General features: G+C 64.8%; 24 protein-coding genes. 18 read left to right on the forward strand and 6 right to left on the reverse strand.

Annotated elements, in window-relative coordinates; genetic code table 11:
- The first annotated feature begins 9 nt into the window (after positions 1-9).
- From pyrC to ACVC7O_RS13130, 3 genes are all read left to right on the forward strand, one after another.
- Positions 10-1044: a dihydroorotase gene (pyrC, locus tag ACVC7O_RS13120; protein ID WP_458322571.1), complete on the forward strand. Its 1035-nt coding sequence runs from the start codon at positions 10-12 to the stop codon at positions 1042-1044.
- 63 nt (positions 1045-1107) lie between these two features.
- Positions 1108-1788, forward strand: coding sequence for an orotate phosphoribosyltransferase (locus ACVC7O_RS13125; protein ID WP_458322572.1), 681 nt, complete (start codon positions 1108-1110; stop codon positions 1786-1788).
- A 155-nt stretch (positions 1789-1943) separates the two neighbouring features.
- Positions 1944-3431 (forward strand): replicative DNA helicase, encoded by a 1488-nt coding sequence (locus tag ACVC7O_RS13130; RefSeq protein ID WP_458322573.1) that lies wholly within the window; start codon positions 1944-1946, stop codon positions 3429-3431.
- Between the two features lie 56 nt (positions 3432-3487).
- Here the strand turns inward: ACVC7O_RS13130 and ACVC7O_RS13135 are convergent, their stop codons facing one another.
- The 4 genes from ACVC7O_RS13135 to pufB form a co-directional block, all read right to left on the reverse strand.
- Positions 3488-4177 carry a hypothetical protein gene (locus ACVC7O_RS13135; RefSeq protein ID WP_458322574.1) on the reverse strand — a complete coding sequence of 230 codons (690 nt, stop codon included), beginning with the start codon at positions 4175-4177 and terminating at the stop codon, positions 3488-3490.
- Positions 4174-5610 carry a PucC family protein gene (locus ACVC7O_RS13140; RefSeq protein ID WP_458322575.1) on the reverse strand — a complete coding sequence of 479 codons (1437 nt, stop codon included), beginning with the start codon at positions 5608-5610 and terminating at the stop codon, positions 4174-4176. The genes ACVC7O_RS13135 and ACVC7O_RS13140 overlap by 4 nt, the downstream gene beginning before the upstream one ends.
- A 94-nt stretch (positions 5611-5704) precedes the next feature.
- Entirely contained in the window at positions 5705-6055 is a 351-nt protein-coding gene (locus tag ACVC7O_RS13145) for a light-harvesting protein (protein WP_458322576.1), read from the reverse strand.
- Positions 6056-6067: 12 nt separating this feature from the next.
- Positions 6068-6223 (reverse strand): light-harvesting antenna LH1, beta subunit, encoded by a 156-nt coding sequence (gene pufB / locus ACVC7O_RS13150; protein ID WP_458322577.1) that lies wholly within the window; start codon positions 6221-6223, stop codon positions 6068-6070.
- Between the two features lie 277 nt (positions 6224-6500).
- Here pufB and ACVC7O_RS13155 point away from each other — a divergent pair, with 277 nt between their 5' ends.
- The 7 genes from ACVC7O_RS13155 to ACVC7O_RS13185 all read left to right on the forward strand — a co-directional run bounded on the left by ACVC7O_RS13155 (position 6501) and on the right by ACVC7O_RS13185 (position 12749).
- Positions 6501-7157: a hypothetical protein gene (locus ACVC7O_RS13155; protein WP_458322578.1), complete on the forward strand. Its 657-nt coding sequence runs from the start codon at positions 6501-6503 to the stop codon at positions 7155-7157.
- A 110-nt stretch (positions 7158-7267) separates the two neighbouring features.
- Complete coding sequence (locus tag ACVC7O_RS13160; protein ID WP_458322579.1) at positions 7268-8056, forward strand: DUF1194 domain-containing protein; 789 nt, start codon at positions 7268-7270, stop codon at positions 8054-8056.
- 71 nt (positions 8057-8127) lie between these two features.
- Positions 8128-9159, forward strand: a complete 1032-nt coding sequence (gene alr, locus ACVC7O_RS13165; RefSeq protein WP_458322580.1) for an alanine racemase — start codon at positions 8128-8130, stop codon at positions 9157-9159.
- Positions 9159-9932, forward strand: a complete 774-nt coding sequence (locus ACVC7O_RS13170; protein WP_458322581.1) for an MlaE family ABC transporter permease — start codon at positions 9159-9161, stop codon at positions 9930-9932. Before alr ends, ACVC7O_RS13170 begins: the two co-directional genes overlap by 1 nt.
- The gene (locus tag ACVC7O_RS13175) at positions 9929-10675 is read left to right on the forward strand and encodes an ABC transporter ATP-binding protein (RefSeq protein ID WP_458322582.1); all 747 of its coding nucleotides are present in this window, start codon (positions 9929-9931) and stop codon (positions 10673-10675) included. The genes ACVC7O_RS13170 and ACVC7O_RS13175 overlap by 4 nt, the downstream gene beginning before the upstream one ends.
- A gap of 126 nt (positions 10676-10801) precedes the next feature.
- Positions 10802-11731: an exosortase-dependent surface protein XDP2 gene (locus tag ACVC7O_RS13180; protein WP_458322583.1), complete on the forward strand. Its 930-nt coding sequence runs from the start codon at positions 10802-10804 to the stop codon at positions 11729-11731.
- Positions 11732-11972: 241 nt separating this feature from the next.
- Entirely contained in the window at positions 11973-12749 is a 777-nt protein-coding gene (locus ACVC7O_RS13185; RefSeq protein WP_458322584.1) for a DNA repair protein, read from the forward strand.
- Between the two features lie 139 nt (positions 12750-12888).
- Here the strand turns inward: ACVC7O_RS13185 and ACVC7O_RS13190 are convergent, their stop codons facing one another.
- Both ACVC7O_RS13190 and ACVC7O_RS13195 read right to left on the reverse strand, forming a co-directional pair.
- Positions 12889-13557 (reverse strand): hypothetical protein, encoded by a 669-nt coding sequence (locus ACVC7O_RS13190; RefSeq protein WP_458322585.1) that lies wholly within the window; start codon positions 13555-13557, stop codon positions 12889-12891.
- Between the two features lie 178 nt (positions 13558-13735).
- The gene (locus tag ACVC7O_RS13195) at positions 13736-14080 is read right to left on the reverse strand and encodes a cupin domain-containing protein (protein ID WP_458322586.1); all 345 of its coding nucleotides are present in this window, start codon (positions 14078-14080) and stop codon (positions 13736-13738) included.
- Positions 14081-14303: 223 nt separating this feature from the next.
- Here ACVC7O_RS13195 and radA point away from each other — a divergent pair, with 223 nt between their 5' ends.
- The 8 genes from radA (at position 14304) to ACVC7O_RS13235 (ending at position 21783) form a co-directional block, all read left to right on the forward strand.
- Positions 14304-15665, forward strand: a complete 1362-nt coding sequence (gene radA / locus ACVC7O_RS13200; protein WP_458322587.1) for a DNA repair protein RadA — start codon at positions 14304-14306, stop codon at positions 15663-15665.
- A gap of 29 nt (positions 15666-15694) precedes the next feature.
- Positions 15695-16249 carry a CvpA family protein gene (locus ACVC7O_RS13205; protein WP_458322588.1) on the forward strand — a complete coding sequence of 185 codons (555 nt, stop codon included), beginning with the start codon at positions 15695-15697 and terminating at the stop codon, positions 16247-16249.
- 166 nt (positions 16250-16415) lie between these two features.
- Positions 16416-17897 (forward strand): amidophosphoribosyltransferase, encoded by a 1482-nt coding sequence (gene purF / locus ACVC7O_RS13210; protein WP_458326091.1) that lies wholly within the window; start codon positions 16416-16418, stop codon positions 17895-17897.
- A gap of 45 nt (positions 17898-17942) precedes the next feature.
- Entirely contained in the window at positions 17943-18347 is a 405-nt protein-coding gene (locus ACVC7O_RS13215) for a DUF1801 domain-containing protein (protein WP_458326092.1), read from the forward strand.
- A gap of 31 nt (positions 18348-18378) precedes the next feature.
- Complete coding sequence (locus ACVC7O_RS13220; RefSeq protein ID WP_458322589.1) at positions 18379-19029, forward strand: SDR family NAD(P)-dependent oxidoreductase; 651 nt, start codon at positions 18379-18381, stop codon at positions 19027-19029.
- Between the two features lie 74 nt (positions 19030-19103).
- Positions 19104-19889, forward strand: coding sequence for a 5'/3'-nucleotidase SurE (gene surE, locus ACVC7O_RS13225; protein ID WP_458322590.1), 786 nt, complete (start codon positions 19104-19106; stop codon positions 19887-19889).
- Positions 19886-20530, forward strand: coding sequence for a protein-L-isoaspartate(D-aspartate) O-methyltransferase (locus tag ACVC7O_RS13230; protein WP_458322591.1), 645 nt, complete (start codon positions 19886-19888; stop codon positions 20528-20530). The genes surE and ACVC7O_RS13230 overlap by 4 nt, the downstream gene beginning before the upstream one ends.
- 71 nt (positions 20531-20601) lie before the next feature.
- The gene (locus ACVC7O_RS13235; RefSeq protein WP_458322592.1) at positions 20602-21783 is read left to right on the forward strand and encodes a LysM peptidoglycan-binding domain-containing protein; all 1182 of its coding nucleotides are present in this window, start codon (positions 20602-20604) and stop codon (positions 21781-21783) included.
- The last annotated feature ends 268 nt before the right edge of the window (positions 21784-22051 follow it).

Genomic DNA, 22051 nt, shown 5'->3' on the forward strand with positions numbered 1-22051 from the left:
CGCAGGGCCATGAGCCAGACGCTGACCCTCCGCCGCCCCGACGATTGGCACCTGCACCTGCGCGATGGCGCGATGCTGCGCGCCGTGCTGCCTGAAACGACCCGCCATTTCGCCCGCGCGATCATCATGCCAAACCTCGTGCCGCCCGTGGTGACCGCCGCCGATGCTGCCGCCTACCGCGACCGTATTCTCGCCGCCCTGCCGGAGGGCGCGGCGTTCACGCCGCTGATGACGCTTTACCTCACCGAAGACACCGATCCCGAGGATGTGGCCGCCGCGCACGCCAGCGGCCTCGTGCACGCGGTCAAGCTCTACCCGGCCGGCGCCACCACGAATTCTGCCAGCGGTGTCAAAGACTTCGACAAAGTCCGCCCGGTGCTGGAACGTATGGCCGAGATCGGCCTGCCGCTCTGCGTGCACGGGGAAGTCACCGATGCCGATATCGACATCTTCGACCGCGAGGCCGTTTTCATCGACCGCGTGCTCGATCCCATTCGCCGCAAAACGCCGGGCCTGCGCGTGGTCATGGAGCACATCACCACCTCCAACGCGGTTGACTACACCCGCGCGCAGGACGACACCCTCGGCGCCACGATCACCACGCATCACCTGGTGATCAACCGCAACCACATCCTCGCCGGTGGCATCAAACCGCATTACTACTGCCTGCCCGTCGCCAAACGCGAAGAGCATCGCCTCGCCCTGCGCGCCGCCGCCACCTCTGGCGCGCCGCGCTTCTTCCTCGGCACGGACAGCGCCCCGCATACGGATGCGAACAAGCTCCTCCCCTGCGGCTGCGCGGGCTGCTTCACGGCGTCCAACACGATGTCGATCCTCGCCCAGGTCTTCGAAGAGGACGGCGCCCTGCAAGACCTCGAAGCCTTCACCTCCCTGAACGGCCCCGCCTTCTACGGCCTGCCACCCAACGAGGACACCCTCACCCTCACCAAGACCGGCGCCACCTACCCCGACCACATCGCCACCGACGACGGCCCCGTCACCGTCTTCGATCCGGGCTTCGCCCTCGACTGGGCGGTGACCTGAGCTTTACCCTTCGACAAATACTCCCGCCGGAGGCATCCGCCCTCCGCCACAAAGGACCGCACGATGATCCCCAGCAGCTACCCCGACCCCACCGAGATCGCCCGCCTCACCGCGCGCATGCTGCTGGAAATCAAGGCGGTGCATTTCAACGCAGACACGCCCTTCACCCTCGCCTCCGGTCTGCCCAGCCCCACCTACATCGATTGCCGCAAGCTCATCAGCCACCCGCGCATCCGGTCGACACTGATGGATTTCCTCACTGTCACCGTGATGCGCAACGCAGGCTTCGAGGCCTTCGACAACATCGCCGGTGGCGAGACGGCAGGCATCCCCTTCGCCGCCATGGTGGCCGAACGCATGAGCCTGCCCATGACCTACGTGCGCAAGAAGCCCAAAGGCTATGGCAAGGGCGCTCGCATCGAAGGCGACATGTCAGAAGGCCAGCGCGTGCTACTGGTGGAAGACCTCACCACCGACGGCGGCTCCAAGCTCAGCTTCGTCGATGCGATTCGCGACACCGGGGCCACCTGCGGGCACACCGCCGTGATCTTCTACTACGGGATTTTCCCCGAAACCGAAAAGACCCTTGGCGATCATGGGGTTGCCCTGCACAGCCTTTGCACCTGGTGGGACGTGCTGGCTGAGGCCCGTGTCGAAGGCGCTTTCGACGCGGCCACGCTGACAGAGGTGCAAGCCTTCCTCAACGATCCCCGCGCCTGGCAGGCTGCCCGAAAAAGCGACTGAGCCGCCACTGCACCTTGTATTTCGCGTGCAATGCACCACCAGATCGGGTATGTTTCTCAGATAAAAACATATCCACACGTTATACCGTCTTATCCTGATTGCATGTCACAGCAGCGCACAGGTAAGACCGGTGGCGGGACAAGGTGGGCGCAGGCATGAACGAAATCACGGCATTCAATCCAACCGGCGTGGACGTGCAGGCGCCCGAAACGATGCCGCATTCCATCGAGGCTGAACAGCAGCTTCTGGGCGCCATCCTGACCAACAACGACATCTATGATCGCGTTGCGTCTATCATCAATTCGAAACATTTTTATGACCCGGTGCACGCGCGCATCTTCGACATCGCCGCCGCGCGCATTGCGAAGAACAACCTCGCCTCGCCGGTCACGCTCAAGGCCTTCATGGAGGATGACGAGGGGCTGAAGGAGCTCGGCGGCCCCGCCTACCTCGTCCGCCTCGCCGGGGCCGCGATCTCCGCCTTTGCGGTGCGCGACTACGCGCAGATGCTCTATGATCTCTCGGTGCGCCGCGACCTCATTCAACTGGGCCGCGAAATCTCCGACAAGGCCGCCAAGGTCGACGTGGCCTCCGAGCCGAAAGAGCAGATTGTCGAGGCGGAACAGGCGCTATACAATCTGGCGGAGCAAGGCCAGACCGAAGGCGGATTTCAAAGCTTTCTCAAGGCGGTAACGGACGCTGTTAATGTTGCAAACGCCGCCTATCAGCGCGAAGGCGGGCTTGCCGGTGTCTCGACCGGGCTCGTCGATATGGACAAGAAGCTCGGCGGGCTGCACCGCTCTGATCTCTTGATCCTCGCGGGCCGCCCCTCCATGGGCAAGACCTCGCTCGCCACCAACATCGCCTTCAACATAGCCAAATCCTACAAGAAGGGCGTGCGCCACGATGGCACCGAAGGCGCCGTCCAAGGTGGTGTCGTGGGCTTCTTTTCTCTCGAGATGAGTGCCGAGCAGCTCGCCGCGCGGATCCTGTCAGAGGCAGCAGAAGTGCCCAGCGAACAGATCCGTCGCGGCGATATGACCGAAGGCGAATTCCGCCGCTTTGTCGAGGCCGCCAAGGCGCTCGAAGCCTGCCCGCTCTACATCGACGACACGCCGTCGATCCCCATCGCCCAGCTCGCTGCCCGGGCGCGCCGCCTCAAGCGGACCCATGGGCTCGATCTGCTGATCATCGACTATATCCAGCTGGCGCGCGGCACCTCCGATAATCGGGTGCAGGAGATCGGCGAAATTTCCATGGGGTTGAAAGCCATCGCCAAGGAGCTCGACATCCCCGTCATCGGCCTCTCACAGCTCTCCCGCCAGGTTGAGAACCGCGAGGACAAACGCCCGCAACTCAGCGACTTGCGCGAATCCGGCTCTATCGAGCAGGACGCGGACGTGGTGATGTTCGTGTTCCGCGAGGAATATTACAAAGAACGGGAAAAACCCGGCGATCACGACCTCGAAGCCATGGCCAAATGGCAGGAGGAAATGGAGCGCCTGCACGGCCGCGCCGAGGTCATCATCGGCAAGCAGCGCCACGGCCCCATCGGCACGGTCGACCTCAGCTTCGAAGGCCGCTTCACCCGCTTCGGTAACCTCGTGCAGCCCTGGCAGCAAGGCGGCGAGCGCGACTTCTGAGCGCGAAAAAACCCACCGCCAGATGCAGCGGTGGGTTTAGAAATCCTCAAGCCCGTTTAGCTGACCGGCGGCCACCCCAGCGCACGTGACAGGGGCAAGTCTCCCCCGCGAATGACCGAATTCTTCCGCTCTTTCCGCGAGATCAGCGGCATCGGCCAGAAGCTCTTTGACATATGTTTGCCGCCCGCGATCACCGATTTCTTGCGCGGCTTGTCCGACAACAGCGGCATCGGCCAGATCCCGCGCGACATGAACTTGCCGCCCTTCATCACCGAATTGCTCGGCTTGCGCGCCCGCAGCATCGGCCAGCCGAGCCCCGCCGTGACCGGCCCGCCCTCATAACCCGTACGGTCCATCCGCACGGTCAGGAAATGCGGGTGCTCGGTCAGGATGCTCGGCGCTTTCTGTGGCCCATCCGGCTCGAACCGGTCCTCCACCACATCGCCCGCGTCCAGCGGCTCGTGTTTCGCCAGCAGCTCGCGCATCTTCGTCGCCGCCATCAGCGGCTTGTAGGTTGCGCGGACAACAAAGACCGCGTTCCCCTTCTTGATATGCTTCAGGTACGTGTCGAGCGCGCTGTCATCGACGCCCGCAGACTGCATCTTTCCGGTCAGCTCCGCGTCATCGGCACTGCCTTTCGCGATCACCGACATATCGCGGCTGGGCACCCCCATGAACACCGCGCGCTCTTTCACATAGCGGGCCGTGTCTGCATCCTCGAACAAGCGTGTGATAATATTCGTCATGTCACCTCCACCGGACGTCCGTCTGCCTCAGACGGGTTGTTGACAAGACGCCTGCGCGCGCTGCGTCTCAGGATCGGCCAGGCCACCATGATGGCCAGCGCCAGAAACAGGATTTCGATCAGGAACACTGAATTATAGGGCGTCTGCGGCGCATTTCCAGCGGGCGTCAGCCCGACCACCAGGTCGCGCACGATCCCCGCCGCGGCGATGCCCAGCCCTGCCGCCGTCGCCTGCACCGCGCCCCAGGCGCCCAGGGACAGCCCGACGCGGTCGCTTGGGGCAGCGCGGATCGTCGCGGTCAGTGTCGCATGGCCGAAGAGCCCCGCGCCCAGGCCCGTCGCAAAGACACCCAGCAGGAACACCGGCACCCCGGCCCCGAAAGACGACAGGATGATCGCGGCAAAGCCCGGCAGGCCAATCATGGCACCGAGCACCGAATATCTCGCAGGCGCCCCGCCGCGGCCCAGCCCGCGCGCAGCCAGTGCAAAGCCCACCAGTGTCCCCCCGGCCAGCAGCGCCGTCAGCTTCGTGGTGCTCGCCACCGACAGGCCCAGCACTTGGCCACCGTAGGGCTCCATCAGCACATCGGCCATGCCGAACCCGAAGGTCCCCAGCCCGATGACCACCAGAAGCCGCAGCATATCAGGCCGCTGCATCAGCGTGGCCCAGGCATCGCTAAACCGCACGCGCGGTGCGGCTTTCATCGCCTGCGCGCGCCCGCGGTCGCGTGCCTCCTGCTGCCACAGGGCCGCGAGGTTCAGCGCCACGGTCACCACCGCAGCGCCCTGGATCACCTGGATCAGCCGCCCGGGCGAATACTCCTCCAGCAGCGCGCCGAAGACCAGCGCGCTCACCACCATGCCGAACAGCAGCATCACACACATCAGCCCCACGACCTTGGGCTGATCTTCCTCAGCCACCAGATCGGTCGCCAGCGCCAGCCCCACGGTCTGCACCATATGCACGCCCGCGCCCACCAGCAGGAAGGACAGCCCGGCCGAGCTGTAGCCAATCCAGCGCGGCGCATCCACCGCCTCGGCATAGCCGGACAGGACGAGCAGCGCGAAGGGCATGATGGCAAAGCCGCCAAACTGATAAAGCGTGCCTTTCCAGATGTACGGCGCCCGCCGCAGCCCCAGGGCCGAGACATGCACATCCGATTTGAACCCGATGAGCGTGCGCAGCGGCGCGAAGATCAGCGGCAAGGCCAGCATCACCGCAACCAGCGTTGCAGGCACCGCCAGTTCCACGATCATCACACGATTGAGCGTGCCGACGATCAGCACCAGCGCCATGCCCACGGTGACCTGGAACAGCGACAGCCGCAGCAACCGGCGCAGCGGCACCGCTTCGGTCGCCACATCCGCAAACGGCAGATACCGGGGCCCCAGGGCCGCCAGCCTGCGCATCGCAAAGGCACGATAGTCAAACATATCTCAGGTCCACCCCACGCAGCCCACCGGCTGCCCAAAGCTCACGAGGGCAAAAAAGTCGGGCCCGCTGCATGATGCCAGCGGGCCCGAAACGCTATTGCCTGAGGACCGTATGGTCCCCGCTGCTCGAGGCAGCATGCACCTCGGGCGGTTGCAGGATCGCCTTCACCGGCGTGCCGTCCGACAGGATGATGGTCACCTCCTGCGTGCCGTCCGCCGCAGGCGCGGCATAGGACACTTTCGCGGTGTCGCCCTCCTGCAGCATCGTCGCAGAGGCGGTCTCACCGCCCGACCCAAGCTCATTGCCGGACAGGAAGTCCGCAACCCAGGTTGTGTTGCTCAGCACGGCCACATGCACAGCGAACGATCCGATCGCAACTGCGCTGAGGAACAGCGGAACACCCACGGTCGGCTTCACGACCAGCCACATCTTTGCATTGTTCATGACGTCTCTCCCTTATCCGAGCCAGGGGGTCGCCACCGCGACCAGGATATGGGCCAGCAGAGCAATCAGGCCAAACACCCGTGTTCCATCGATAAGATAGCTGTGTACCTCCTCGGCCTCCTCAAGGGTCAGCCCCGTTGGCCAAACCTTGTCGTCACCATCTGCCATGATTGGTCCTCCGTTTTGACATTGCAGAAGCGGATCGGGGTCAGGACGACCCGATCAATCTTCAAAACGCGCACCGTATCCTAAACTGTGTCACAAGACATAGACATTAACAAGTGTAAATTCTGCTTGACAGTCGATCGCCCACTCGACGCCGCAAGCTGCACCTGCCGACCCAATCGCATCGTCGCGCGCGGAGGCGAAGGGGCATGCATCATTTGACAGATCACAAGCGCGCCGCTTACGCTGAGGTCATATTTGATCTCGGGGGAGACTTTTAATGACTGTATTGAAATGCGCGCGCGCAAGCCTTTGCGCCGCGGGGTTTGCCGTATTGGCCGGGCAAGCGATAGCTGCCACCTTCAGCTACACGGGCAATCCCTTTGGGCCACAGGGTGGCCTCGACAACCCCGCCATCCCGGACGCCTATCAAACAACCGACCGGATCACCGGGTCCTTTTCCATTGCTGGCAGCCTGGCGGACAACCTGGCATTCAGCGATATCTCCGGATTGCTCACAAGCTGGTCTTTCAACGATGGCATCCATACGTTGAACCAGTCCAACGCCATTGCCCGCAATTTCTTCATCGCCACCACCGATGGCGCGATCACCGACTGGTCGATCGAGGTCACCAACATCGATTACCCCAGCACACCGCTGTCAGAGGATGAGACGTTCATTCGCCTGATCACCCGGACGCTCACCACAGGCGCCCAATCCAACGAATTCGACCAGGGCTTCGAATTGCTCTGCCCGTCCACCACCTGCATCGATTTCTTCGGCCCGGACGAGCGCCAGTCGGGATCGATCAGGGATCCCGGCACATGGACCGTGGTGGATCCGGGCGATCCCTCCGTGGTGCCCACACCCGCGGCCGGCCTGCTGCTGCTTTCCGGTTTCGGCCTGCTGGGATGGATGCGCCGGACCCGCTCATAAATCACGCATTGCGCGCGGGGCCACAGCAGCCCTGCGCAAGGGCCGGCGTGTCGGGCGCTCATCAGCAATTGTGATTGGACAGCCCCGCTGTTCTCTGGCGCAATGGGCTCATGCGCTACGTGCTTGCTCTTCTGCTGATGCTGCCCACCCTGCTCCGCGCCGAGGAGCTCGAAGTCGATGTCGAGCTCTTCCTCGCCGTCGATGTCTCGCGCTCCATGTCTCCGGCCGAGCTCGAGATTCAACGCCGCGGCTATGCCGAGGCGATCACCAGCCCGCAGGTGCTCGACGCCATCGCGCATGGGCTCTTGGGCCGCATCGCCGTCACCTATGTGGAATGGGCGGGCGAATACTCCCAACGCGTGATCGTCCCCTGGACGCTGCTGGCCACGCCTGACGAGGCGAAGGCCATTGCCCACAAGATCACCGCGCGGTTCGATGCAGGCCTGCGGCGCACCTCGATCTCGGGCGCGCTGCTCTACGCGGCGGACGACTTCAAAGACAACGGTTTTCACGGGCTGCGCCGGGTGATCGACGTCTCGGGCGACGGGCCGAACAACCAGGGTCGCCCGGTGGAGCGCGCCCGCGATGCCGCCCTCGAGGCGGGCTTCATCATCAACGGGCTGCCGCTGATGACCACCGATGCGCTCAGCGAGATTTGGGGCATTCCCGACCTCGACATCTACTACCAGCACTGCGTGATCGGCGGCCCCGGCGCCTTCGTGATCCCGGTGCTCGACTGGGACCAGTTCGCCAATGCGGTCAAACGCAAGCTGGTGCTCGAAATCGCCGGGACCACCCCGCAGATCCAGCGCGTGCAATACACACCGCCCACCGACTATGACTGTCTCATCGGCGAAAAGATGTGGGAGCAGAACCGCGCCTACTTCGACATCCCCTGAGCGGCGCGCAAGCCGCTGCCCAGCGCCCGATTTCCACTTGACCCTCCGCTGATCCCTGTCAAAACGCAAAGATGGCAACCGCGATCCTTTCCATCGACATGTCCGCGCTGGTCGAGAACTGGCGCAGCCTCAGTGCCATGGCACACTCCGAGGCCGCCGCCGTTGTCAAAGCCGATGCCTACGGGCTGGGCCTGCAGCCCGTGGCCTGCGCGCTCTCCCGCGCCGGGGCGCGCAGCTTCTTTGTCGCCATGGCCGAAGAAGGCGCCGCGCTGCGCGAGATCCTCGGCAAAGGCCCGCAGATCAACGTCTTTTCCGGCCACATGCAGGGCGACACCGCGCTCATCCGCGACGCCCAGCTGACGCCGATGCTGAACTCCATCGACCAGATGCTGCTGCATGTGGAGGCGCTGCCCGGCCACCCTTTCGGCATCCAGCTCGACACCGGCATGAACCGCCTCGGCATGGAAGACGCCGAATGGAGCGCCCTGCGCGACGTGGCGCTCAGCCAGAACCCCACCCTGGTCATGTCACATCTCGCCTGCGCGGATGACGCCGATCATGCGATGAACAGCCGCCAGCTGCAGGTCTTCCGCGACATGACGGACGGCATCGACGCGCCGCGCTCGCTGGCCGCCACCGGGGGCCTCCTGCTCGGGCCCGACTATCACTTCGACATGGTCCGCCCCGGCATCGGCCTCTACGGTGGCATGCCCTATGTGGACGCCCGCCCGGTGGTCGAACTGCACATCCCGGTGATCCAGATCCGCGATGTGGCGGTGGGCGAAACCGTGGGCTACGGCAACTCTTGGGTCGCGCGCGGCCCCTCGCGCATCGCCACCATCTCCGCAGGCTATGCCGATGGCCTCCTGCGCGGCATGGGGCCGAACGCACATCTGCACACCGGCTCCTCCGCCGTGCCGGTCGTGGGCCGCATCTCGATGGACATGATCGGCGTCGATGTCACCGGCCTCGCGGAAGAGCCCGAAACGCTCGAGCTCATTGGCGCGCATCAATCCGTCGATACGGTTGCAGGCTTTGCTGACACCATCGGCTATGAAATCCTGACCTCGCTCGGGGCGCGCTACAAGCGGATCTACGTCTGATGAGACCTCTCGCCCTCCTTGGCCGCGCCGTGATGGCCGCACTCGCCGTGATCGGCCGCATCGCGATCTTTGCCGTTGACGCGGTCAGCCACATCCTGCGCCCGCCGTTTTATGGCCGCGAATTCCTCTCGGCCCTGATGAACATCGGTTGGCTCTCGCTGCCCGTCGTCGGCCTCACCGCCGTGTTCACCGGGGGCGCGCTGGCTCTGCAGATCTACGCGGGCGGCTCGCGCTTCAACGCCGAGGCCGTGGTCCCGCAGATCGTCGCCGTCGGCATGGTGCGCGAGTTGGGGCCCGTGCTCGTCGGCCTGATGATCGCCGCCCGCGTCACCTCGTCGATTGCGGCTGAGATCGCGACCATGAAGGTGACCGAGCAGATCGACGCGCTGGTCACCCTCTCCACGCATCCAATGAAATACCTTACCGTGCCGCGCGTGCTCGCCGCCGTGCTGGTGGTGCCGCTGCTCGTGGGCGTCGGTGACATCATCGGCATCTTCGGCGGCTACGCGGTCGCCACCGGCACGCTGGGCTTCAACCCCGCCGCCTACATCCGCAACACGGTGAACTTCCTCGAACCGCTCGACGTGATCTCGTCCCTGACCAAGGGTGCGGTCTTCGGCTTCGCCGCCGCGCTCATGGGTTGCTATCACGGCATGAACTCCGGTCGTGGCGCCATGGGCGTGGGCCGCGCGACCAAGACGGCCGTGGAAGGTGCCGCGATCCTGATCCTCGCCGCCAATTTCGTGCTCACAGGAGTGTTCTTCACCCTATGATCGAGATGACCGACATCCGCAAATCCTTCGGGTCGAACCACGTGTTAAGGGGCCTCAACCTCTCGATCCCGAAGAGCACCTCGATGGTGATCATCGGCGGCTCGGGCACCGGCAAATCCATCGCGCTCAAATGCATCCTCGGGCTCATCGAACAGGACAGCGGCACCATCACCGTCGATGGCAAAGACGCACGCAAAGGCGACCGCGACGCCTTCCTCGCCCGTTTCGGGATGCTCTTCCAGGGCGGCGCGCTCTTTGACAGCCTGCCGGTCTGGCAGAACGTCGCCTTCCGCCTGTTGCGCGGCTCGCTAAAACGCCCGCATGACGAGGCGCGCGAGATCGCCATCGAAAAGCTCCGCCGCGTCGGCCTAAAACCCGACGTGGCTGACCGTTTCCCGGCAGAGCTCTCGGGCGGCATGCAAAAACGCGTGGGCCTCGCCCGCGCCATCGCCGCCGAGCCCGAGATCATCTTCTTCGACGAGCCCACCACCGGGCTCGACCCGATCATGTCGGGCGTGATCAACGAGCTCATCCGCGAGATCGTGGTGGAGATGGGCGCCACCGCCATGACCATCACCCACGACATGACGAGCGTCCGCGCCATCGCCGACAACATCGCCATGCTGCACGAGGGTGTCATCCAATGGACCGGTCCCGTCAGCGAGATGGACCAGAGCGGCAACCCCTACCTGGAACAATTCATCCAAGGCAAGGCCGAGGGCCCCATCGAGGCCGTGCGCTAACCCCACCACCCCTTCGGCCACCCCGGCTATACGAAAGGGTGGCCCTTTATGCCTTTTCACCAAAGCGGCTGATCGGCGCTCTGGATACAAAGTGCCACGCAATGTTGGACAAAAGGTATCCCGGTTATGATTTACAACGCTTTTCTGACGTCATCCGCAGCGGTCGCCTGCGCGCTTGCCTGCTGGGCCACAACGCCCGCCACAGCCGCCCCGCTGCATCCCACGGGGCTGACGGTCACCACGCCCGCGGGCAGCAACGACACCACCGACCCCTACCGCGACGACGTGATGCTGCGCAGCCTCACCTTCGGCGGCATCGACATGATGTCCTCCTCGCAGATCGCCGCAATCTCCCAGTTTACGGTGCTCTCGGGCCGCTCCCGCATCAATGCCGAATGGGGCGATCTCGATGACACCAGCGATGGCGATGGCACCCCCTTCGACAAGGCCGGTCACAGCGGCGCCGATCAGGAGACCACCGATCCCACGATCCAGGACGCCACGCTGCGCAACGCCTTCAACTCGCTCAGCCTCAGCGAGATGAGCGATGGCGAAGGCGGCGGCGATTTCTCCTTCCGGACCCTCTTTTCGCGCAGCATCGTGGACAATCAGGTCGGGGCCGATGACATCCCCGAACTGGTGATCTTCGAACGCGGCATGAATGACGCCTTCGACATCCGCCTCATCCTCGGCGGCAGCTTCGAGGCGCCCGAGACCTCGCAATGGCTCGAGACCAGCAGCCGTCTCTTCGCCGACACCGGCATCATGGTTGACACCAAGGAGATCGGCCGCGCGCAAAGCATCGGCATCGGCGGCTTCGATCTCGACGCATTCGGTCTCGATCTGGGCCAACGTGTCTACGGGATGGAGCTGCGCACCCGGGGTGGGTCCGGCCCGGATCTCAACGGCTTCTTCCTGACCGCGGCAGATGCGTCGAGCTTCGGCGACCCGCTGACACCGGTGCCCCTGCCCGCGGGTCTGTGGCTGCTGGGCTCGGCCCTGGCCGGATGCATTGGGGCCCGCAGCCTCTGCGGGAAGCGGCCTGCAACCGCCTGACAGGCCGCCCAAGGGCCGTCTCAAGGCGCTGCACGACGCCAATTCAGAAACGATCCAGGCCCCGGCTGTCACACCGTTGACAGCCGGGAAACAGTCTTCGCACCCAGGTGGTAGAATTTACTAAGAACTGGTTTCTCCTAAAATTTTCAGCGGTTTTATGGTATGTTATGTGCATCCACCTCGTCGGCCTCGCGCCGCACGGGGGGACTTTGTGTTAACGATGATACGGAAGAGGTGATCCATGCAGCCGATGCAACCGACCCTCCTCGCTCTGCGCACGGTCCTGCAAAGCGCGGCCTTGATGCTGATCTGCCTTGCAACAGCAACCGCCACCGGGCTGAGCGCGCTGGCCGCCCTCGGCCTCGTGCCCTGGCTTGACCTGCCGCTGATGATTGATGGCGCGGCGGTGCCGAACGGCGGGCTCTACCTGCAGCTGGGGCTGACCGCGCTGCTGCTCTGCCTCTGCGTCTTTCTGCCCACGAACCGGCGTGTGATGCGGCTCGAGAGCGCACACCACGATTTCTCCATCCGCATGGAAGATGTCGCCCGCGCCTATGCCGCCGCCCACGCCAGCGACCGCGCCGGGGTGTTTCAGGCGCCGTCGGAATTCGACGCGGTGAAGGAGCGCATGATGCACCTGCGCAGCCACCCTGACCTCGGCGGGCTCGAGCCCGACATCCTCGAAGTCGCCGCCCAGATGAGCCGGATCAGCGAAGACCTGGCACAGGCCTATTCCGACGACCGGATGGAGCGCGCCTATGGCTTTTTGCGCCAGCGCCAGCAGGAAATCGACAGCTTTCAGGAGCGGCTCGACCACGCCAAGGCGCTGCACGAGGACATCCGCCGCTGGGCCAACCGGCTGGAGGGCGATGAGGACATGGCCCGCGCCCAGCTCAACCGCCTGGTGGCCGATCTCGACGAGCTGCTGCCCGAGCTTGATCTCGCGCAGGGCGGCACCTCGGACGGCGATGCGACCTCCGAGCGGATCGTCCGCCTGACAAACCTCGCCGCCGAATAGCATCCACAGGGGACCGTGTCCCGCCCACGCGTCGGCGCGGCAAGATCATCCTGTCACCAGAGACCGCGCCAGACCTCCGGCGCGGTCTCATCCCATTGGCGGGCCCAGCCGCCCGCGTTACGGCGCGGCGGTCCGGCCCCTAGTACTCATCTTCGTCATCATCCTCAAAGAGCACGGTCACCGTCCCGCCCGGCTCGTCATCGTCGTCGTCATCGTCATCGTCATCGTCATAGAAGTCGAACTCGTCTTCGTCTTCATGGTCTGAGTGGTCCTCGTCGTCCTCTTCCTCATCTTCATAATCGTCGCCGCCGCCATCCGATGGCTCATAATTCGGATCGAAGATGATCTTGCCCTGCGCCGGATCATAGATCAGCCCTTCCGAGGTCCCGAAAATCGCCTCGGCGATATTCTCTGTCACCACCTGCGACCAGAAGGGATCATTCTCGATGTCCTCCATGCCATAGAGGTATTCCGCCAGCTCCCAGGCCGCGTCCCAGGCCTTTTCATCGCCTTCGCGCAGCCCCTCCTTGAAGTCCTGCTCCATCTCCGCAGCGGTGGGTATCTCGTCCGGATCCTCGCCATAGGTGTCATCGAACCAGTCGCCCAGCGCCTCGTTCGCCTCTTCCAGCTGTTCGAGCCGTTCGTCGCTCATCGGCGCGGGCGGCTCGTTGGTCTCGGCCTCCTCTGCGGCCTCGGGGGCGTAGCCGGTCGGCTGCACCTCCGCGGGATCATCTGGACTGGCGGTGTCTGGAAAGGTGGTGTCGGCAATTTCGAGCGGCATCAAAACATAGTCTTCAAATTCAAACATCTCGTATCCTCTCTACTGAAAATACGAAAAGGAGCGCGCGCGCGCAGGTATCAGTCAAGCGGCGCGCACGGCGCGGCGCGGGGTCGGATGTTTCTTGCCAGCCTGCGGGCATGTCAGCGGCGGTCTCGCGCCCATCACACCAAAAGAATGCGCAAGCCGGTCTGCGGCGGCCGGGCGGTCAGCTCACCGCCTCGCGGTCTCCCGCTGTCGTAGGGCTCGAGATCACCAGAAAGCGGACGGTCTCGCCGCCCTCGTTGCGCGCCTGATGCGGCACCCCCGGCGGCACCTCCAACGCCTGTTCCGCGCGCAGCTGATGCACCGCGCCATCGTAGGCCATCTCGAGCACACCGGAGAGCACAAAGAACAGCTGCCGCGCGCGGGCGTGCCGGTGCCGCTGCTCCCGCGTGCCCGGCGGCATTTCCTCCAGCTTGACCGACAGGTCCTGCCCCTCGGCCAGCGGCCAGGCGAGACAGCCGTCGCCCCAGGGCACCGCCGCCACGCGCTCGCGATCCACAACCGTCATAATCTCTCCTTACCGCGCCGCACGCCCTCTTTACCCCGGCCCGGCACCGACGTCGCACCGACGCGATACCGACAAAATACCGACGTGATACCGACGTTGCCGAATGAGCAATTTCAACGCGTTAACCCTGATTCGCCTAAAGATGACCGTACGCTGCCGCCGGGCCTGCGCAACACCCCGGAAAAGAGCTTGAGCGCGCCCTCCCGCTGCGCCACAACGGGGCATGGCCAAATCCCCTTCCTTTTCCTGCTCCGCCTGCGGCAATGTCACCACCAAATGGGCCGGGCGCTGCGAGGCCTGTGGCGAGTGGAACACGATCTCCGAAGACGCCGGGATCTCGAAGGGCCCAGCCAAGTCCCTCGGTGCCAAACGCGGGTCCTCCATCGTGCTGACCGACCTCGCCACCGAGGAGGCGCCCCCACCCCGCACCACCTCCGGCATCGCTGAGCTCGACCGCGTGTTGGGCGGCGGTCTCGTGCCAGCCTCAGCCACGCTGGTGGGCGGCGACCCGGGCATCGGCAAATCCACGATCCTGCTTCAGGCCGCCGCCGCCTTCGCGCGCAACGGTTTGAAAACAATCTATGTTTCTGGCGAGGAAGCCTCAGCGCAGGTGCGCATGCGCGCCCAGCGCCTCGGGCTCGCGGATGCGCCGGTAAAGCTCGCCGCCGAGACCAACCTGCGCGATATCCTGACGACGCTGGAGGCGGAAAAACCCCAGCTTGCCATCATCGACTCGATCCAGACCATGTGGGCCGACAATGTGGAAAGCGCCCCCGGCTCCGTCAGCCAGGTGCGCGCCGCCGCTCATGAGCTCACCAGCTTCGCCAAGCGCAAGGGGATCAGCGTGGTGCTCGTGGGCCATGTCACGAAAGAGGGTCAGATCGCGGGCCCACGCGTGGTCGAGCATATGGTCGACACCGTGCTCTACTTCGAAGGCGAGCGCGGGCACCAGTTCCGTATCCTGCGCGCTGTGAAAAACCGTTTCGGCCCGGCTGATGAGATCGGCGTTTTTGAAATGACTGGCAAAGGCTTGGCCGAGGTTCTTAATCCATCTGCCTTGTTTCTGAGCGAGCGCGGTGAACCCTCGCCCGGCTCCGTCGTTTTCGCCGGTGTCGAAGGCACAAGGCCGGTGCTGGTCGAGTTCCAGGCCCTCGTCGCCCCGTCCCCCCATGCCCAGGCCCGCCGCACCGTGGTGGGTTGGGACGGCGGACGCCTTGCGATGATCCTTGCCGTGCTGGAGGCACGCTGCGGCATCCCCTTTGCTGGGCTCGACGTCTACCTCAATGTCGCAGGCGGCATGAAGGTCACCGAGCCCGCCGCCGACCTCGCCGTGGCAGCGGCCCTGCTCTCCGCGCGGGAAGACGCCGCCCTACCCGCCGATACGGTGGTTTTCGGCGAAATCAGCCTCTCCGGGGCCCTGCGCCCCGCGTCACAGACCGAAAACAGGTTGAAAGAAGCGCAAAAACTTGGTTTCACCGCTGCCATCGCTCCACGGGGCGGCAAGACAATCGGCGCAAGCGGCCTGAGCCTGACCACCATGGGCGATCTGACCAGCTTCGTCGGCGAGGTATTCGGCGCAGGCTGAGCGCATAAAAACAAGGGCGTTGAGAGACTATGGAAGGCTTTACCATCATTGACGGCGTGGTTGCGCTCGTCATCATCGTCTCGGCGCTGCTGGCCTACGGGCGCGGGCTTGTGCGCGAGGTCATGGCCATCGTCGGCTGGATCGCCGCCGCCGTTCTGGGCTTTCTCTTCGCCCCGCAGGTCGAACCGCTGGTGCGCGAAATCCCGGTGGTGGGCGAGTTCATCGCCGACAGCTGCGAGCTCTCGGTCATCGGCGCCTTTGCCCTCGTCTTCGCTGTCGCCCTGATCGTCGTCTCGCTCTTCACCCCGCTCTTCGCCTCGGTGGTGCAACGCTCCGCCCTCGGCGGCATCGACCAGGGCTTTGGCTTTGTCTTCGGCGTGGCCCGCGGCGTGTTGCTCGTGGCCATCGCCTTTTTCGTCTATGAAACCATCGTGACCGGAGAGACCTACACCGTGGTCGACGAAAGCCGCTCTGCCGTGGTCTTCAGCCAGGTCTCCGACCGCATCCAGAACTCCGAGCCCGAACAGGCGCTCGGCTGGATCACAGAGCAATACGAGACACTCGTCGGCAGCTGTGGCGCCTGATTTTGCGCCCACGACCCGGGCAGTTCCCGTCACACGTGTTGCAAGCGTGGTGCGCGCGCGACAATTGCGCCGCGCATCATGATAGTTTCGTGACAGCCCGGGCCTGACCGCCTACATACTGGTGCCGACTCGAACCGGATTCGGAGCTGCCCCGTTGTCGAAGATCATGCCCCCCGCACATCCTTTTGACACCTCCTGTCTCGATGACGGTGAGGATGGCGACAAACTCAAGGAAGAATGCGGTGTTTTTGGCGTGATCGGCGTCAGCGATGCGTCGAACTTCGTGGCTCTTGGTCTGCACGCGCTGCAGCATCGCGGCCAGGAAGCGGGCGGCATCGTCAGCCACGATCCGGAGCAAGGCTTCCAGTCCGCCCGACGCTTTGGCTACGTGCGCGATAACTTCACCTCGCAGAAGGTGATGGAAACCCTGCCGGGTCCGCTGGCCATCGGCCACGTGCGCTATTCCACAACCGGGTCGAAAGGCCAGACGGCGATCCGCGACGTGCAGCCTTTCTTTGGTGAGTTTGCCATGGGCGGCGCGGCCATCGCACACAACGGCAACATCACCAACGCCAATGCGCTGCGGCGCGAGTTGATCGAGCGCGGCTCGATCTTCCAGTCCTCCTCGGACAGCGAATGCATCATCCACCTGATGGCCCGCTCGCTGCAGCGCACCATCCCCGAACGCATGGAAGACGCGTTGCGCCGGGTCGAAGGTGCCTTTTCTGTCGTCGCCATGACGCGTACCAAACTGATCGGTGTGCGCGACCCGCTGGGCGTGCGCCCGCTGGTGCTGGGCCGCGTCGGCGACGGCTGGGCGCTCAGCTCCGAGACCTGCGCGCTCGACATCATCGGCGGCGAATTCATCCGCGAGATCGAGCCGGGCGAGATGGTGGTGATCACCAAGGATGGCGTCGACAGCCAGTTCCCCTTCCGCCCGCAAAAACCCCGCTTCTGCATCTTCGAGCATGTCTACTTCAGCCGCCCCGACAGCATCCTTGGCGGCCGCTCAGTCTATGAGACGCGCGAGGCGATTGGCCGCGAACTGGCCAAGGAAGCGCCGGTCGAGGCCGATCTGGTCTGCCCGGTACCCGACAGCGGCACCCCCGCCGCCATCGGCTATTCGCTGGCCTCCGGCATCCCCTACGCGATGGGCATCATCCGCAACCAGTACATGGGCCGCACTTTTATCGAGCCGACCGAGCAGATCCGCAACATGGGTGTGCGGCTGAAGCTCAACGTGAACCGCGCCCTGATCGAAGGCAAACGGGTGATCCTCGTCGATGACAGCGTGGTGCGCGGCACCACCAGCCGCAAGATCAAGGAAATGATCCTCGACGCGGGCGCCAAAGAGGTCCATTTTCGCATCGCCTCCCCGCCCACCGCCTGGCCTTGCTTTTACGGGGTCGATACGCCGCAGCGCGAAAAACTGCTGGCCGCCACAATGTCCGAAGAGGAAATGCGCGATCATCTGCAAGTGGACAGCCTCAAGTTCATTTCACTCGACGGCCTCTACCGCGCCGTGGGCGAGGCCGACGGGCGCAACGCGGTCCAGCCGCAGTATTGCGACGCTTGCTTCTCGGGTGAATACCCGGTGGAGCCCGCCGACCAAATCGAAAGCGGCTTCGAGATGAAGGCGGCGGAGTAACATCTCTTGCCCGGATTTGTCAGCAGCATGGACCAGACTGTGACCATGCCACCGCTGCCCGACCAAATCGCCACCAGCATGTCGCATTGGCCGCAGCCGGCGCAGGCGCGTTTCGCGACCCTGCGCCAGATCGTGCACAGCGTGGCCAACCGCGCAGAGATTGGCGCGCTCACCGAAACACTGAAGTGGGGGCAACCCTCCTGGCTGCCCGCCGGGCCCCGCATTGGCTCAACGCTCCGCTGTGACTGGCATGACACCGAACCGGACCGCCTGAGCCTCTATGTGCACTGCCAGACCACGCTGGCCGAAACGATGCGCAACCTTTACCCCGACGCTTTCACTTACGAGGCCAACCGCGCGCTGCACATGTACCTCCGCCAACCCCTCCCGCACGACGCCCTCGACCACTGCGCCTTTCTGACGCTCACCTATCACCGCAAGACCGCTTGACGCCGCGCCCAATCGCGCCCATCACGCGGCCATGACACAGACAGCCCTGATCACCGGCGCCTCCCGCGGCCTTGGCGCTGCATTGGCCGAAGCCCTCGCCCCCAGCCACCACATCATCGCCGTGGCCAAGACCACCGGCGCACTGGAAGAGCTCGACGACCGGATCAAGGCGAAAGGCGGCAGCGCCACGCTGGCGCCGATGGACATCACCAAGCCAGACGCCATGGCGACGCTCTGCCGGGGCATCTTCGACCGCTGGGGCCATCTCGATCTCTGGCTGCACACGGCGATCCACGCTGCGCTCCTCGCGCCCGCCGATCACATCGACAGCAAGGAGTTCGCGAAATCTGTCGCCGCCAACGTGACCGCCACCGGCACGCTCATCACCTATGTCGCCCCGCTGCTGGGCCAGAACGGGCAAGCCGTATTCTTTGACGATCCCGCCGCGGGTCAGAAATTCTTCGGCAGCTACGGCGCCACAAAGGCCGCCCAAATCGCGCTGGCGAAAAGCTGGCAGGCCGAGACCATCAATACGGGGCCAAAGGTGCATATCGTGACGCCCGCCCCCATGCCCACAGCGACCCGCGGCCGGTTCTATCCCGGCGAGGATCGCGCAGCACTCGCAGACCCCCACGCCGAGGCGGCGACCATTCTCGCACAACTTGCGGCTTCACCCTTCTAAAAGTACTCCCGCCGGAGGCTCCCACCTTGCCGCTTGCGCAACCCTCGCCTATCAAGGCGCAAAGGGACGGTTTCATGCGCATTCTCATCACCAATGACGACGGCATCAACGCACCCGGGCTTGAGATTCTGCAGGCGATTGCAGCCGATATCGCAGGCCCCACAGGCGAGGTCTGGACCGTGGCCCCCGCCTTTGAGCAATCGGGCGTCGGGCATTGCATCAGCTACACCCACCCGATGATGATCAGCGAGTTTGGCCCCCGCCGTTTCGCCACCGAAGGCTCGCCGGCCGATTGCGTGCTGGCTGGCCTGCATGACGTGATGAAAGACGCGCTGCCCGATCTGGTGCTGTCGGGTGTGAACCGGGGCAACAACTCGGCCGAGAACACGCTCTATTCCGGCACCATCGGCGGCGCGATGGAAGCCGCACTTCAAGGGCTGCCGGCCATCGCGCTGTCGCAATACTACGGCCCAGCCAACGCCCGCGCCGACAACCCCTTTGACGCCGCGGCCCAGCATGGGGCGGAGGTCGTGCGCCGCATCCTCGCAAAGACGCCGGAGGAAAACGGCGGCTACCGCCTGTTTTACAACGTGAATTTCCCGCCCGTGCTCGCAGCGGACGTGAAAGGCATTCGCCTCTCCACCCAAGGCATGCGCCCCGGGACGGGCTTTTCAACCGAGCCACACACTTCGCCCTCAGGCCGCCGTTTCCTCTGGATCAGGGGTGGCAACCAGCAGATCGCAACCGCGCCAGGCTCGGACGCCGCCGACAACCTCGAAGGCTACGTCTCGGTCACGCCGATGCGCGCGGATCTCACCGCGCATGACATGATGGACCATCTCGCAGGCATCGCCACATGAATGACGACGCGGAACGCAAGATGCAGTTCCTCTACGCGCTCCGCTCCAAGGGGGTCACGGACGCGCGCGTGCTCTCGGCGATGGAGGTGATTGATCGCGGCCCCTTCATCCGCGGCATCTTCTCGGCCCGCGCCTATGAGGACATGCCGCTGCCCATCGCCTGCGGCCAGACCATCAGCCAACCCTCGGTCGTCGGGCTGATGACCCAGGCGCTGCACATCAGCCCCCGCGACAAGGTGCTCGAGGTCGGGACCGGCTCGGGCTACCAGGCCGCGATCCTCAGCAAGCTCGCCCGCCGGGTCTATACCATCGACCGGCACAGCCGCCTCGTGCGCGAGGCGCGCGAGCTCTTTGACGAGCTGGGCCTCACCAACATCACCGCCATCACCGGCGACGGCAGCTTCGGCTACCCCGACCAGGCGCCCTTCGACCGCATCATCGTGACCGCCGCCGCCGAGGACCCGCCCGGCACGCTGATGGAGCAGTTGAAGGTCGGCGGCATCATGGTTGTCCCGGTCGGCCAGTCCGATGCGGTGCAGCACCTGATCGTCGTGCGCAAGCAGGCCGACGGCGTCGAATACGAGGAATTGCGGCAGGTCCGCTTCGTTCCGCTGCTGGAAGGCTTGGGAAAGGACACATAAGCTGCTATAACTGTCCTATAAAGTGTTGGACCAAACCAATGCATGGCAGTGGCCCGATTGAGGACAAGCAGATGACCCCGATGTTTTCGCGCCCCCGCGCGCGCCTTTCGCTGATGACCGCAACCTCCCTTCTGGTTCTCGCGGGATGTGCTGATCCGCTCGATTTCGACCTGCGCGGCGGGCTCGGCCAGTTCAGCACCGCGAGCGCAGCCACCGGTGTCGTGACCGCCGAGCGCCCCAGCCCCGATGACCGCGGCGTGATCTCTTATCCCAACTACCAGGTGGCCGTGGCCGAGCGGGGCGATACGATCCAAAGCGTTGCCACGCGGCTGGGCGTCAGCGCCCCGGAGCTGGCCCGGTTCAACGGCATCGAAGCGGACGTGCCGCTGCGCCAGGGTGAGGTGATCGCCCTGCCCAAACGGGTCGCCGAGCCCTCCACGGCCACGGCAGGTGCCGCATCCGGTGGCGTCGATATCGGCACGCTTGCGGGCGACGCGATCAACCGCGCGCCCGAGAGCCAGGGCGTGCAGACCGCCGCCCTGCCCCCGGCCACCACCGCCGCAGCGCCTGCCCCGCAGACCAGCGAAGAGCCCACGCGCCACAAGGTCGAGCGTGGCGAGACGGCCTATACCATCGCGCGGCTTTACAATGTGCCGGTCAAATCTCTGGCCGAGTGGAACGGGCTCGGCCCCGACTTCGCGATCCGCGAGGGCCAGTTCCTGCTGATCCCAGTGGCCAAGCAGGCCGCCCCAGCTCCGGCGGAAACCGTGACCCGCCCCGGTGCAGGCTCGCCCACCCCGACACCGCCAAGCGCCGAGAAACCCCTGCCCGAGACCGACCCGGCTCCGACGGTCGAAGCCCCGCCGCCTGTCGATGTGGGCAAGCAGACGCAAACGGCCTCCGACGCGCGCATGGTCTTCCCGGTCAGCGGCTCGATCATCCGCGAATACGCCAAGGGCAAGAACGAGGGCATCAACATCAAGGCCGAGGCGGGCGCGCCTGTGAAGGCCGCCGATGCGGGCACCGTCGCCGCGATCACCAAGAGCGCCGACGGTATCCCGATCATCGTCGTGCGGCATGACCCTGAACTGCTCACCGTCTACGCCAATGTAACAGATGTGGCGGTCGAGAAAGGCACCAAGGTCACGCGCGGCCAGACCATGGCCAAGCTGCGCAGCGGCGACGATGCCTATGTGCATTTTGAGGTGCGCAAGGGCTTCGACAGCGTCGACCCGATGCCCTATCTGCAGTAGCCGCCTGATCAGACCAAACAGCCTAAAACTGTCAAAGCGCTGAAATGACCCAGGAATAGCCCGGCGCCCGCCACAATCCGGCGGGTGCGGCCCTGTTGATGACGCACTGTGCTGGCACCCTTCCGCCGGTTTACGATGATCGGAGGCCGCGATGACCTATCACCGCGCAAGACCCCGCCGCACTGTCAGCGCCTGTTTCGAGTTGGGTGCACCCGGCGCCGCCTGCAAGCGGCTGAACATGACACTGCGCCCGCGCGGCCTCGTTGGT

Source organism: Roseobacter cerffii, assembly GCF_054226325.1.